Source organism: Ensifer canadensis, from assembly GCF_017488845.2.
Lineage (GTDB): Bacteria > Pseudomonadota > Alphaproteobacteria > Rhizobiales > Rhizobiaceae > Ensifer > Ensifer canadensis.
In genome coordinates this window covers 1,007,300-1,021,112 of the sequence record NZ_CP083371.1, presented here as the reverse complement: position 1 = coordinate 1,021,112, position 13,813 = coordinate 1,007,300, and the positions used below count along the sequence as shown (strand labels likewise).

Below are 13,813 nucleotides of genomic sequence, written 5' to 3'. Positions count from 1 at the left end.
GGTAGTATAATCGAATCTCGCTGGAGACAGAGGAAGGACGAAAAGTGCGCTCAAAAACAACCATTTCGGAAATCGATGCTCAAATCGAAGCACTGCGGGCGAAACGCAAGAACCTGCTGTTTAAAGCCAACGAGCGTTTCGCCCGGATGGCGCAGAAAGCCGGTCTCGCCGAACTCGATATTCCCGACAGCGAGCTCGACGCCATTTTCGCAGAGATCGTCACACGATTTCGCGAAAGGGTCCGGGGCGCCGCTGGTCCATCCGCTTAGGCGGCTTGACCAGCGGATTGTATTTCTCGAACGGAAGCGGCAACACAGAATGACGCAAGAGCGCAAGCGCGATACCCACGAGAAAGTCATCCTCGGCGGATTGGTCATCAAGGCAGGCTTAAGGAACGCCGATCGGGCGTTTCTGCTCGGAGCGCTGATCGAGGCGAGCCGGGTTCCAGTCGGGGCGGCGGAGCATGATCGGCTATGCGCCCTCGGTGCGAAGGCCTTTCGGGCGGAGGCCCGCGCACTGATCAAACTATAAACAGAGAGTGCGGGATGGCGGCGAAACGACGACTCAGCCCGATGGTCCTGCTGGCACTCGTGCCAATAGCAGTGAGCCTCGCGACTTTGCTTATCACAGCTTACAAGTGGCCGACGATGGCGACTATGGTTGCGCCCGAATATGCCTATTGGTTCATGCGTGCGTCCCCGATTCCCAATCTTTTCTTTGGACCGATTTCGGGGCTCATTACTGTGGCAATCTTGCCTCTGCACCGGCGCAGACCGATCGCGCTTGTCAGTGTCATCACGTTTCTCTGCATTGGCGGATTTTACGCTGTGCGGGAACACGCCCGACTGTCCCCCTTCGTTCAGACTGGAGTGGTCAGCTGGGCAGCGGCGTTTTCCTATCTCGATCTCTACGCAGCCGCAGGCGCAATCGGCGGCTTTGTCATCGTGGCGATCTCTGCCCGTATATCCATAATCATCGGCGGACCGGTCAAACGAGCCCGGCGGGGCACCTTCGGCGACGCCGATTGGCTGTCTATGTCAGCCGCCGCCACTCAGTTTCCGGCGGATGGCGAAATCGTCATTGGCGAGCGCTACCGGGTCGATCTCGAGACGATCCACCGTGTCCCCTTTCGGCCTGACGACCGGTCAACCTGGGGGAAAGGCGGCAAGGCACCGCTGCTCACCTATAGGCAAGATTTCGATTCGACTCATATGCTGTTTTTCGCTGGTTCAGGCGGATACAAGACCACGAGCAATGTTATTCCGACAGCGTTGCGCTATACCGGACCACTGATCTGCCTCGATCCCTCGACCGAAGTAGCGCCGATGGTTGTTGCCCATCGCGAACGAGGCTCAAACGAAACTGCATCGTACTTGGCCCATCCAATCCCGCTTGGGGCTTCAACGTCCTCGACTGGATCGAAACCTCGAAATCCAAGGAAGAGGACATCGTCGCGGTTGCTCACATGCTTTTGTCGGAAAGCTCTCGGATCGAAACATCGACGGGGTCATACTTTCAGAACCAGGCGCACAATCTTCTGACAGGTTTGCTGGCGCACGTCATGCTCTCTGCGGACTATGCCGGTCGTCGCGATCTTCGCAGTCTGCGCCAGATTGTTTCCGAGCCCGAACCGTCAGTCCTGGCGATGTTGCGCGACATTCAGGAAACATCGCAATCGGCTTTTGTCCGCGAGACGCTGGGCGTCTTCACCAATATGACGGAACAGACTTTCAGTGGCGTCTATTCTACCGCGTCGAAGGATACACAATGGCTATCGCTCGACGACTATGCCGCGCTCGTCTGCGGGACGGCATTCAAATCGGGTGATATCGTCAAGGGCGCGATCGACGTTTTCCTGAACATCCCCGCCTCGATCCTGCGCAGCTATCCGGGCATTGCCCGCGTCATCATCGGTTCACTGATCAATGCCATGATCCAGGCCGACGGGGCCTTCGACCGCCGCGCACTCTTCATGCTCGATGAGATCGATCTGCTCGGCTTCATGCGCGTGCTCGAGGATGCCCGCGACTACGGCCGGAAATACGGCATCACGCTGATGTTGATGTATCAATCGGTCGGCCAGCTCGAAAAGCACTTCGGCCGTGATGGCGCGACCTCATGGATCGATGGATGCGCCTTTGCATCCTATGCGGCAATCAAGGCGCTCGACACGGCCCGGAACGTTTCCGCTCAATGTGGCGAAATGACCGTTGAGGTCGAGGGCCGGTCCCGCAATATCGGCGGGAGCAGCTCTGACAAAGCTTCAAGGCGGTCAGAGAGTGTCAGCCTTCAGCGCAGGCCGCTGATTATGCCGCACGAAATCATCCAGTCGATGCGCAAGGACGAGCAGATCATCATTGTCCAGGGTCACAGTCCGTTGCGTTGCGGACGTGCGATTTATTTCCGGAGAAAAGACATGAATGCGGCAGTCGAACCCAACCGGTTCGTCAAGACAGCGGCGACCTAAGCGATCACATCCTGTCACCGCTCGGCAATACGTCCTGAAGATTGCTGTAGAAGCAAGATGGCGCGCGGCCACTATTTTGGAGGTGGGTCATCGGTGTTGCGACGGCCGAGTTCCTGCCGTGCCGCTTCCAGTTCGGCTTCGATCTGGTGGCGCTCCTCGGCGTCCGGGCAATATTGCAATTCGGCGCGCAGTTCCTCGATGTGCTGTTCGATGGTCATCGTCATCTCCTTGAATTTGTGAAAGATGACGCCGTCGGTCATGAGGGGTCGGAAGGGGTCAAGGCTCGCGTCACGCGACCGGCGGCGCCGGCGCGCGGAGGAGCCGATTTTGGCGCTTGCGGCAAAATTGGAGGGGGCCGCGCGGCCTTGAAGCATTCAGACCCCTCATGGCATCCTGACGTTTCTGAGCAGACAGGGTGGGTTGGGTATGCCACCCAGAATATACGGGCAGCTGGCTGCCTCGCTTCTAACAAGATCCGGTTAGAGCGCCACGAGCAGAATTTCGCCATGATGACAAACAAATCGAGACCGTAGCCTGCCGACTACGGTCCCTCCTGGCTATATACTCAGCTAGGCGACGAACCGGCTGGCTACAGTAGCGACTTTGGCATAGGCCGAAATCGACCGGTCTGCTTTAAAGGTGAGATCCCTTTCGACGCGCAGGCCAAGCCGGCCGCGAACGGATTGGATCTCCGAGAAAAGAACGGAACCGAGTTCAGGAAACCCGACGCCGAGGTCGCAGAGCCCGAAGAGCAAATCGGGGTCCTCCGGGTCGGCAGCGGCGATCAACCACGTGGCGGCCGCGTCGGGCGTAAACAGTTTGAGGAGCGGAAGCGGATCGAAGTCTGGATCGCGTTGGAAGCGTCGACCGTTGGTGATGAGGGCCGCGCGGATTTCCTCGGTGATGAGGCGCATTGGTATTCTCCAAGATGAAGGGGTTGGACGGAGCGGCCCCGCGATCACCGCGGGGCCGGCGTGTGCGACGCTCAGGCTGGATCATTCCACAGGATGACCTTGCGGTTCGCTTCGCCGCCGGGTGCCGGTGCGACATTGCCGAAAATCACGCCGATCTCGGGCGCCTCAAGCTTGACCGAGAGGTATTCCTCGCCGGTGCGCTGCGAGTTCCGGTACCAACCGGCGCCGATCTCGAAGCCGGTGCGGCGATGGATGATGCGATAGTCGGGGGCGCCTTCGCTTGCCTTTTGGCCATTCGGGATGAGGGCGATCGGGGCGTTGACCTTGATGGTGGCGAAGAGACCTTCGAGGGTGCCGTCGGTCTTTTCGGTAAGGGTTGCGATCGTGGTGGCCATGGTGCTTTCTCCTTCGGTTGCTCGGGAACCATTCCCGATGGCGCCCGAAGAAGGGGCCGAGCCGCAAGTGTCACCGCAGCGAAGCGGAGGGAAACCCCTTGCGGGTTGACGCTGGACGTGGCCGGTCCCTTAGAAAGGCGACATCTTGAACGGGAATGGTTTCCGACGCGACCGATCGGAAAGACACGTGGCCGGTGCGCGCCATCGCACACGGGCGTTCAAAAGCCGGCAGCGCGGGTTCATGGGGCCGGAACCTCATGAGCAACGCTATCGCCCGCAAATCGTGCATGGTTGGGAGGCCGCTGCGCGTTCGTCATTAACCGAGACAGCCGACGGACTGGCTCGCAGGATCCGCGAAGGTCCGCGAGCTGCCGAAGATCATGCGGATCTCGGATGCTGTCCGGTTTGACCGAGAGGTATAGTTCGCCGGTATGCCGTAACGGTAGCCGCGGCCTCCACGAATACCCGATCGACAAGCGGAGACAGCTTGCACGTCGGCACAGAGAAATGGCTTAGCGTGTCAATCGTCGATCCGAAATCCGACCTTCACAACCACCTGATAGCACGCCACCGCCCCATCCTTGATCTGTCCCCGGATTTGATCCACCTCGAACCATTCGAGATTTCTCATGGTTTTAGAGGCCCGCATAATCGCCGTCTCGATTGCCTCGGTCACAGAGACTTTCGAACTACCGATAAGTTCCACCTTCTTGTAGACATGGTCGCTCACGTTATCCTCCCGTATAGGTTCAGGCTACGCTTGGCTTCAAAAGGGGCTCGAGTGCACCGCTCGACGGGTTCCTGCTCAATAGAGCGGGCATAGTCACATCGACAACGCTGCGCCAAGGGTCTGCTTGAATGCACAGCGAACCCAAAGATCCGGCAATACCGGGTTGCTGTCAAACAGTCTGCTGCCCGGGGAGGCTGCCACCGCAGCCGGGAGACCAATCGACCGGATTGAGCCGGTCAGCACTGCATCGCGCACCGTTGGAGAACGATGCGCCGATCATCAACAAGAAGCGCCTGGAGAGGCCGCCGAGAACACCTGTCTGGACTCCCGATAAAACGACCGCTCGGGACGACCTGATGGCCAAGCGGCGTGAACGCGGAGGCGCCACCTGCGCTGCCGAGAGCACAGATGGCTAGCTTTTTTACCGGCCCGCCGCTGCGGCAGACGGCAATCTCTCAGTCGTAGAGATAATACGGAAGCCAGAGTGCCATGCCCGGCCAGACATACATGATGACCATGCAGAGTATGACGATCAGCATGTAGGGTATCATGCCTGCGAATATCTGGCTGAGGGTGACCTGTGGCGGCGATACACCTTTGAGATAATAGGCCGACATCGCGACTGGCGGCGACAGGAACGCTGCCTGAAGATTGACGAAAACGAGGACACCCCAGAGAATGGGGTCGATGTCGAAGTGGCTTAGCAGCGGCAAGAAGATCGGCACGAAGATGATGATGATCTCGGTCCATTCGAGCGGCCAGCCGAGAACGAATATGATCGCCTGCGACAGGATCATGAACTGCACCGGCGTCAAGTCGAGCGCCAGCACCCATTCTTCAACCAGCGCCTGGCCGCCAAGGATAGCAAAGACCGCGGAGAAGAGCGCTGAGCCGACAAAGAGCCAGCAGACCATCGCGGTCGTCTTCGCCGTCAGGAACACCGCTTCCTTGGTGCGCTTCCAGTTGAGCGTCCGGGCCTGGAACGCAAGCAGGAAGGCCCCTGCAGCGCCGACGGCAGCTGACTCGGTCGCCGTCGTGATCCCGAACAGGATAACGGCAAGGACGAGCGCAGTGAGAATGCCGAGCGGCATCACGGAGGAGACCAGAAGCTTCACGACCTGCAAGCGATCCGTGGTCATGTTGCGGTAGTAGCGCACGAGTACGACCGCGGCGATGGCGGCGATGATGCCGAACGTTACGTAGAAACTCCCTGTCGGCCCGTCGACCGCCGCCGGACCCGCATCGAGCGCCGGCGCGCCGAGCTCCTCAAGCCCTTCGGGCGCTTCGGCCTCGGCCGAGGCTTGCGGATGAATGACGACATACCACCACACGAGCGCAAGCGTGAATGCGGTCAGCAAGAAAGGAACCAGCGCAGCGCAGGTATTCTTGATCAGCTTCCAATAGGTGAGCCGCCCCTCCGGGGTCTCGATCGCCATCGCCCGCGACGGCGAAAACAGCGCGGAAAAGAGCCCGGCTAACATGTTGCGTGAATAGAGGGCCTCAAAGCTCCTCATCCAATCGGGCACCGGAACTCTTGTCTGTTCCTCGGGTAAGGCGGGTGCGATCTTCGGATTGATCATCGCCCAGCCGAGAATGTAGACAAGATAGAGGAGCGCAAGGAAAAAGCCGGGCAACATCGCCGCGGCATAAAGCTTGACGACCGACTGCCCGGCAACCGCCGCGTAGACGATAATCATCACCGATGGCGGGATCAAAATGCCCAGCGTGCCGCCGGCAGTGATGACGCCCGCGGCAAGCTTCACGTCGTAGCCGGCGCGCAGCATTGGGTTCATCGCGATGACGCCCATCAGCACCACCACGGCGCCGACGAGGCCGCTGGCAATGCCCCAGAAAGTGCAAACGATGAGCGTCGCAACGGCAAGCGACGCCGGCACCCGTCTGAAACAGAGCTGGATGCTGTAGAACATCTTGTCGACCAGCGCACCGCGCTCCATTACGTAGCCCATCAGGACGAAGAGGGGGATGGAGATCAGGACGTCGTTGGTCATCGCGCCGTAGGTGCGCTGAACCATTAGGTCGAAGACGCGATTGTCGATCCAGTGCTCGGCCGGATTGTAGAAGGCATAGAATCCAAAGAGCATGCCGAGCCCCATCAGCGTAAAGGCTGTCGGGAACCCCATCATGATTACGATCACGATGAAGATCAGCATCGTCAGTCCGAGGAACGGATCGCTCACGTCTCGATGTCTCCCCCCAGGCCTCGTTTTCTCGCTGCCCTGTCGATGTCCTGGGCGCGCTCGATCGCGGCCTCGCGCGTTTCGGCGTCTATGTGCTCGCTATGCGCAAGCTGCTCGGCGACGACGTCGATCTCCTCGACATCCGCAATGCGGCTCGGCCATTCTCCAGACCTCAGACAGACGATGCAGCGCATGATCTCGGCCAGTCCTTGAAGCATCACGAGTGCACCGGCTATCGGTATGACGGTCTTGAAGTAGTAGATCGGCGGCCCCTCTGCCGTCACGGTCGAATGCTCGCCGATCCGCCACGAAAGTGCCGCGTAATCGTAACCCGCGTAAACGAGGGCGGCGACGCCGGGCAGGAAGAAGAGGATGTAGAGGACGAGATCGAGCCCGGCCTGTATCCGCGGTCTGAGTGAGCTATAGAGAAAGTCACCACGTACATGAGCGTTCTGCGCCAAACCGTAGGCTCCGGCGAGCATGAACAGCGTGCCGTAAAACATGTTGCTAGCGTCGAAGATCCAGGCGGTCGGCATGTTCATGATGTAGCGTTTGAAGACCTCGACGCAGACAAGTGTCATCAGCCCAATGATGAGCCACGCCGCGGCCTTTCCGACCCACACGCTGATTGCATCGATCCTGAGCAGAAAATCCTGAACGGTCACGCGTGCCCCCAGATGGTGCATTCTTTTGGCCAGAAGTTCTCCGCCCGAAATGCCCAAGCCACGCGTCAGAGTTCTTTGGCGACACCGTCCCGACCGAAATAGTGATCGAATACCAATCTCCGGCCGACGACGGTGTCCTGTTCCCACCGCGTTGCCCGCTCTGCAAAGGCGAGCTGGGACTGAAGAATCTCCTTGAAGAGCGGGTTTTCGGCCGCTTTCTTCTTCACGACCTCGTCGTAAACCTCCAATTGCCTCTTGAGGATCGTTTCAGGTGTCTTGTAGAATTTGACCTTGTCGGTCGTCTGCATCTCCAAATAGTCTTTCGAATAGCGATCAATCGCCTTCCAGTGCATGTCCTGTGAAGCCGCCTCAACGGCATTGGCGATAATGGCCTTCATTTGCTCGGACAGCGCGTCGTATTTCGCCTTGTTGAACATGATTTCGAACTGCTCGGCATTCTGGTGATAGCTCTGCAGCATGCAGATCTTCGAGACGTCGGGGAAACCAAGGACGCGGTCGGACGAAGCGTTGTTGAATTCGGCCGCGTCGAGCAACCCACGGTCCAGTGCCGCGACGATTTCGCCGCCCGGCAACGCATTGACTGCTGCCCCGAGACCGGTGAAGACGTCGATCGAGATTCCGACCGTGCGGAATTTCAGTCCTTGGAGATCCTCAACCTTGGCCACAGGCTTCTTGAACCAGCCGAGCGGTTGTGTCGGCATCGGCCCATAAGGGAACGAAACGACATTGGCGCCGATGGATTCATAAAGCTTGGCGAGAAGCTCCTTGCCGCCGCCATATTTGTGCCACGCCAGCAGCATGTTGGCGTCCATTGCGAAGCCCGGCCCGGAGCCCCAGAGGGCCAGCGCCGTCTGTTTCCCATAGTGGTAGACAAGAACGCCGTGGCCGCCGTCGAGGGTTCCTTGCGACACTGCGTCGAGCAGGCCGAAGGCTGGCACGACGGCGCCCGCCGGCAGCACCTCGATCTTCAGGTCGCCGCCGGTCATGTCGTTGACCTTTTTGGCGAAATCGAGCGCGAACTCGTGAAAGATATCCTTGGAGGGCCATGTGCTCTGCCAGCGCATGTTGACCGGTCCTTGCGCCTTGACGACACTCGGTGCAGCGATCACCGCCGCGCCGGCCATAGCCGCACCGCTAAGGAACTTGCGACGCGACGTCCTCCCTTCAACATGGGGTCTTCGTTTCACCTCTTCCTCCCGAACACATGAACTCCTCACCCGCAGTCGAAGGGCGATGAAGGGTGCCGCGGTCTCCGCCCCCCTCGTGGTCAAGGGTCTTGAAGGTAAACAATACTCCTCAATCAAGCCCCAAGCAAAGGTTGCAGAGAGCAGCGCTCGAAAATCTGTCCAGGAAACGTTCCCTCGACTAACCACTACGCGGGCCGATCAAACCATATCTCCGTTACGCGGAACTTCCCCTCGACCCGTTTGCACTGAACGACGATATCGACCAACATCTTCAACAGGTCGCGAATATCGTCGCGTGCGAGATCCTGCCCGCCGTCGGATTCCTTAACGAGAAGGGTCAGTTGCTCAAACGCGAGGGCTGCCGAGTCAGCGTGCACTGTGGTGATGGACCCTGGATGCCCGGAGTTGATATTTCGGATGTAGTAGAAAGCCGTGCCGTCACGCAGTTCCTGCAGCAGGACACGATCGGGACGCATCCGCAGGCTTGACTCCAGCAGCTCCTTGGGACCGATTTTCGCAAGGCCCTGTTCCCCCTTCGAATAGAACAGTCGAACGTGGTTTGGTTGCGGTATGACCAGCTCGGCTGTGTCCTCGATTGTGATAATGCGCTCGAACGACGGAATGTGTTGGATCAGCGCCTTCGACAGTGTGGTTTTACCCGAGCCGGTCGCCCCGGAAATAATGATGTTCTTCCGGGCGACAACCGATTGCTCCAGGAACGCCGCATAGTTTCCGGCTTTGTAAAGCTTAGACAGCCTTGTGTCCGGACTGTCGGCTCGATCGCCCGCCGCGGCGGTCACGGTAAATAGTCCTGCTGCGTCTAGGCCGCCTAACGACAGGGACACGGATGAGGGTTTGCGAATGGTGATGCTAACCGTGCCCTTTGTTGTTGCCGGCGGGATAACGATCTGAATACGCTCGTCATCCGGAAGATTTGCCGAAAGGATCGGCCTCGCCTCGTCGATCGCCTGATGCGAATGACTGGCAACGGCGCGGGCAAGACGCATCAATCTGTCAAAGGTCAGTTCCGCAACGTCAAGGCGCGACCAGCCAGCGGACCCTTCGGTCAGGACTTCGCCGGGCCGGTTGATGACCACCTCATAGAGTGTGGGGTTTTGCAGCAACCCGGCGATCGGCTGGAGAAGCTGGCGCACGACAGGCGCGTCGCACGTTCCCGTCATGCGCTGATCCTCATTTCGTTACCACGCGCGCACGTTTGCTGAAGTCGCCGAGGACAGAACGTTCGAGAACAGTGCTACGTGGTTCGGACACCCGCAATTCATAGATCCCGGAAAAATCGAGATCACGAGCCACGAAAATCGACACGAGCTCGCCCTGATGCTTGTTTAGCGTCGGGACGACATTGATCGATTGCTCGACGGCGATCGCTGCCGCTTGCCTGCCGGCGCTCGTCGTACCCTCCACGTCGACCTCCTGATCCTGTAATTTCCTTCCGCCAAAGCTCGCCACATCACCAACGATCGACAGGAGCAAAGCACTGCCGAAGCGCTCCCACCAATGACTGTCGACATGACCGTCAAAGCCGGCGCGACCGAGCGCATCGGTTGCGGGTGAAGCAAGCGCAATGATGACACCGGTTGGCGTTTTCGCACGGTTCCAGAGGACGAAGAGCCGCTTCTGGCCGCGCCGCAGACCGCCGCGGTATTCGCCGACAACTTGTGTGCCCTTCTCCATCAGCACCACGCGGCCGTTATCCGAAAACACGTCGCGATTGATGACACAGCTGGCGAAGCCAGGCTGGTCAGAAGACAGCGCCGTTTCGAGCACGCACGGGATCGAAGTCCCCATCGCGACGATATAGTTCCGGTTGCCGAGATGTCCGGCGCGCGAACCTTCCAGCCGTGTCGGCTTCAGCATCCGGTCGAAACGCTGATCTTCGTTTTCGCCTACCTCGCCGCCAAGCGCGCCATTAATGGGCAGATAGGTCGAAGCTTGATCTGGCGGTGTTTGCGTGGATTCGGAACGGCGATCGATCCCTTGGCCTGCGTTGAAGGCCATGACGGGCGCTCGCCGGGCAGATTCCAGAAGCTCGTCCTTTTCGGGTTCGGTGGGCGCTTCGGCGACAACCGGCGTTGGCAATTTGACTTCGGGCAATGGCTCCACCGTCTTTGGCTCCTCTTTTGCCGGCTCGAAGTCCGTCGCTTGCCGGATGACCACCCGCTCCTCACGATTGGCATTCGGGTCAAGGGTCTGAGAACGCATCGACCACAGCCCGAAGCCGATGAAGGCGAGGATAGCTGCGACAACGGCGCCGCGTCTGAGAGCCGGGTTGTTGTCGAACCCTTGGGGAAGCTGGGCATGTCCGCGTTCGCCGGGTATCGTCGTTGGAACATCGTCTGTCATTGTGCGTCTCTTTGGGCTGTGTCCTCATCTGCTGCCTTGACGACCCTCTCCACCGATGGAGAGGTCGTATGTGTCCCGGGGTTGTCAGCGCCAAGAGGGTGGCCCTCGTTGAAGACGCAGATCACATCCGCTCCACGACGCAGGATGAACTTGCGGCTGATGGCATGAACGAGCACGAGACCACCGGAGATGGATTTTGAGACGAGACTTTCGGTTCCGTCGGAGCTCTCAAGGTAGATTGCCGGGATCTCCCGATTGTCGCCGAAGACAAAAGTTGTAAGCTTGCCGTTGTCGTAAACGGCCTGCGGTTCGATCGCGGCAGATCCTTGCACCGAATATTGCCAGTTGCGCGGGCCATATTGCTCATGGAGCGCCAAAACGTCATTTGCAGCATCGGCTTTCTCCGCTTGGCCACGGGCCTGCGCTTCCAGGCGCCGGCGCTGCGCCTCGTCAGTGGGATATCGGTACTTCACATAGAAGTAGGTATCTTGTCCGGCAGCAACGGAGCCGTCGCGCACTGTCAGCTCCATCTGGTAACTGCGCTTTGAGCCATCTCGTCTTGTCGTGACTATGGAGATGTTGGTGATCGGCTGGTTTTCGCGCGGTTTTAGGAACAGAATATTTCCGGCTGGCGCCACCTCCCAGGCTACCGAATTGCCAAGCGCCACATGCGCGATCTCCTCATTGGGTGCAAACTCCACCTCAACCGACGAGCGCAGCGTGCCGACGATGCGGGTGATGTTATACGGCTGGTAGTTGACGAAACGAACACGGTTGTCCTGCCCGGCGCCGCTCGGAATATCGAGGGCCAAGGCTGGATGAAACACCGTTGTGACGGCGACAAGGGCGGCAAAGACTGGCAATGAAATTGTCTTCAATTGATCGCCTCCGGATCTGCCCGATAATCACTGACGACGAAGCCAAGCGGATTGACCAGCCGGTCGGTCGAGGAGACCGGGGCGTTGACATAGGAATAAGTGATCGTCGCCACCCAATGCGTTGTGCGCACATCGTCTGCCCGGGTGATGGTGCTGAGAAAGCGCACCGACACGACGTTTGCGTTGATCAGGGAGATCGACTTGATCGTGACTTTCACCGTCGAACCGCGCCCGTAAACATTTTGTGGGGAGTGGGGATTGCTGCCGCGGTAAAGGGTGGCAAAGCGCATCTGCTCGGGTTGCGCCGACAGGAGTGAGACGGTCTCGAAATTCTCCTTGGCCTCCGACCAAACATAGCCTTCGCGCGCCCTGACATAGCGCGCAGCAAAATACTTCGTCACCGCTTCGTCGTAGCTTCCAGCCCCCGAGGTCAGGGCCGATACCACGTCGACAATACCGGTCGAGTTGTCGACACGCACGACGAATGGCACGGCCGTCTTCAATGGCGCGAGCGCAGCGACGGCAAAGACGGCGGCGCAGGCAACGAAGCTTGCAACAATTGCAATAGTCCAGGCAATTCGTGCCGAGCGTTCGACGCTTATCAAGCGATCCTGATCGAAACGGCGCGCCCTGTCGAAATACGCCTTCAAACCATCCGGGGTAATCATTGGCGCCCCAGCGCCTCGGCGCATTTGCGATAGGACGCGCGTTCGTCAAACTCCTCGAAGGCCGCGGCAGGCTGTTCACGCAGGTAACCGAGGGGTTTTGCAGAACGCTGTTTGCCGCCCTCCCATTGCCACATTGAACGGTTGAGCGGACGTTTGGCGTATCCGTCGCATTTCGGGAGATGAGACGTCATCGTGTGGCATCCGCTGACCAGGGCCAACAATAGGAGGCAGAAGACAGTTCGCGGCATATCGACCGGTATCCTTTGTTCATCCGTAAAGGGGTCGCAGCGCCGTTGAGGCACCTTGCTGGAAGAGCATCGGCAGGTCACGACGTGTCGTGTGCCGACCAGCGGCGAACGGCGGCGCCCATACCGCGTCGCGCGATGCGCTGGACAGCGACTGCTCCGGAGGTGAGCGTACTCTCATGCGCATCGCGTGCCGCAGAGTAGCCATAGGTCAGCGACGCACCACCGGCAGCAAGGGATGCTGCGATACCGGGGAGCTGATAAAAGACATAGAGGCTTGCGATCCCAATGGCTCCGATCGCTATCGGCCGCATCAAGACGTCCTCGTAGGCTTCGACGGTGGTGAACGACGTGTCGAGCGTTGTGATCAGCAGCGAGCCGACCGCAACGACCAGGATCTGTAAGATAACGAAATTAACCAGTTGGCCGATCCAGGCTTCGGTGAAGCGCCGCGTGCTCTGAAACATCGCCAGTGCAATGAAAATGGGACCGAGTGCCAGAATGATGGCGAGTGCGACGCGGGCATAGAGGGAGACAATATAGCCGATTGCAGCGACGACGAATGTGATGACGACCATCAAGAGGCCACCGAATGCGGTCGCGATGTCGAGCGGCCAAGAGCTTCTGTTCCAGATTTGGTTGGCCGACGCCTGCCCCTTGTCGAGCAGTGCATCAAATGTCGACGCACTCGGTACGGTGCCGGTGTTGAGCGCCGTGGAGATTTCCTGCGGCAGACTAGTGAAGAATAGATCAGTTACAAACGCCCGATAGTCGGCAGCATCGCGCACGAGCATCACCAAAATGCCGAGCTTGATCGCGCGGTAGGCAAACTCCAGCACAGGCGTTTCGATGGACCCTCTGAGAACCAGATAGCCATAGAGGACGACATAGAGCACGAGGGCCGCCGTCAACGGCCCCGCCACCCACGTGCTGATGTTGGATGTTCCGGAAGAAATGAAACTCTCAAGTGGAGCCTTGAATTGATTGTCGAGGAAAGCAAAGACCTGGTACATCCGCCTTAGCCCCCAAACGCCTTGTTCGTTCGCTCGAGCCGAGCCTTGCCACGGACCGCCTCGGCCAA

15 protein-coding genes and 1 pseudogene are annotated in these 13,813 nt (G+C 59.1%); 3 read left to right on the top strand and 13 right to left on the bottom strand.

Annotation, left to right across the window (positions count from 1 at the left end; genetic code table 11):
- Positions 1–44: 44 nt before the first annotated feature.
- From J3R84_RS24500 to traG, 3 genes and pseudogenes are all read left to right on the top strand, one after another.
- Positions 45–269: a TraC family protein gene (locus J3R84_RS24500; protein ID WP_057206344.1), complete on the top strand. Its 225-nt coding sequence runs from the start codon at positions 45–47 to the stop codon at positions 267–269.
- A 49-nt stretch (positions 270–318) separates the two neighbouring features.
- Positions 319–531 carry a conjugal transfer protein TraD gene (locus J3R84_RS24495; RefSeq protein WP_057224253.1) on the top strand — a complete coding sequence of 71 codons (213 nt, stop codon included), beginning with the start codon at positions 319–321 and terminating at the stop codon, positions 529–531.
- 14 nt (positions 532–545) lie between these two features.
- Positions 546–2,467 (top strand): annotated as a pseudogene (traG, locus tag J3R84_RS24490) (Ti-type conjugative transfer system protein TraG).
- A gap of 71 nt (positions 2,468–2,538) precedes the next feature.
- Here the strand turns inward: traG and J3R84_RS24485 are convergent.
- From J3R84_RS24485 to J3R84_RS24425, 13 genes are all read right to left on the bottom strand, one after another.
- Entirely contained in the window at positions 2,539–2,685 is a 147-nt protein-coding gene (locus tag J3R84_RS24485) for a hypothetical protein (RefSeq protein ID WP_203528745.1), read from the bottom strand.
- Between the two features lie 351 nt (positions 2,686–3,036).
- The gene (locus tag J3R84_RS24480) at positions 3,037–3,381 is read right to left on the bottom strand and encodes a DUF2958 domain-containing protein (protein ID WP_207207655.1); all 345 of its coding nucleotides are present in this window, start codon (positions 3,379–3,381) and stop codon (positions 3,037–3,039) included.
- A gap of 71 nt (positions 3,382–3,452) precedes the next feature.
- Positions 3,453–3,776, bottom strand: coding sequence for a DUF736 domain-containing protein (locus J3R84_RS24475; protein WP_113569027.1), 324 nt, complete (start codon positions 3,774–3,776; stop codon positions 3,453–3,455).
- A gap of 520 nt (positions 3,777–4,296) precedes the next feature.
- On the bottom strand, positions 4,297–4,506 hold the full coding sequence (locus J3R84_RS24470) for a dodecin (RefSeq protein WP_057206335.1): 210 nt from the start codon (positions 4,504–4,506) through the stop codon (positions 4,297–4,299).
- Positions 4,507–4,961: 455 nt separating this feature from the next.
- Positions 4,962–6,704, bottom strand: coding sequence for a TRAP transporter large permease (locus J3R84_RS24465; RefSeq protein ID WP_113569025.1), 1,743 nt, complete (start codon positions 6,702–6,704; stop codon positions 4,962–4,964).
- On the bottom strand, positions 6,701–7,390 hold the full coding sequence (locus J3R84_RS24460; RefSeq protein WP_162771210.1) for a TRAP transporter small permease subunit: 690 nt from the start codon (positions 7,388–7,390) through the stop codon (positions 6,701–6,703). The genes J3R84_RS24465 and J3R84_RS24460 overlap by 4 nt, the downstream gene beginning before the upstream one ends.
- Before the next feature lie 44 nt (positions 7,391–7,434).
- Entirely contained in the window at positions 7,435–8,514 is a 1,080-nt protein-coding gene (locus J3R84_RS24455; RefSeq protein ID WP_255569885.1) for a TRAP transporter substrate-binding protein, read from the bottom strand.
- A 248-nt stretch (positions 8,515–8,762) separates the two neighbouring features.
- The gene (gene virB11, locus J3R84_RS24450; RefSeq protein WP_113569021.1) at positions 8,763–9,758 is read right to left on the bottom strand and encodes a P-type DNA transfer ATPase VirB11; all 996 of its coding nucleotides are present in this window, start codon (positions 9,756–9,758) and stop codon (positions 8,763–8,765) included.
- A gap of 10 nt (positions 9,759–9,768) precedes the next feature.
- A complete protein-coding gene (gene virB10 / locus J3R84_RS24445) occupies positions 9,769–10,941 on the bottom strand; it encodes a type IV secretion system protein VirB10 (protein WP_203528747.1) in 1,173 nt (390 codons plus the stop codon).
- Complete coding sequence (virB9, locus tag J3R84_RS24440) at positions 10,938–11,810, bottom strand: P-type conjugative transfer protein VirB9 (protein WP_203528764.1); 873 nt, start codon at positions 11,808–11,810, stop codon at positions 10,938–10,940. Before virB9 ends, virB10 begins: the two co-directional genes overlap by 4 nt.
- Before the next feature lie 5 nt (positions 11,811–11,815).
- The gene (locus J3R84_RS24435; RefSeq protein ID WP_113569017.1) at positions 11,816–12,487 is read right to left on the bottom strand and encodes a VirB8 family type IV secretion system protein; all 672 of its coding nucleotides are present in this window, start codon (positions 12,485–12,487) and stop codon (positions 11,816–11,818) included.
- A complete protein-coding gene (locus J3R84_RS24430) occupies positions 12,484–12,735 on the bottom strand; it encodes a hypothetical protein (protein WP_113569015.1) in 252 nt (83 codons plus the stop codon). The genes J3R84_RS24435 and J3R84_RS24430 overlap by 4 nt, the downstream gene beginning before the upstream one ends.
- 77 nt (positions 12,736–12,812) lie before the next feature.
- On the bottom strand, positions 12,813–13,745 hold the full coding sequence (locus J3R84_RS24425; protein ID WP_113569013.1) for a TrbL/VirB6 family protein: 933 nt from the start codon (positions 13,743–13,745) through the stop codon (positions 12,813–12,815).
- Between the last annotated feature and the right edge of the window lie 68 nt (positions 13,746–13,813).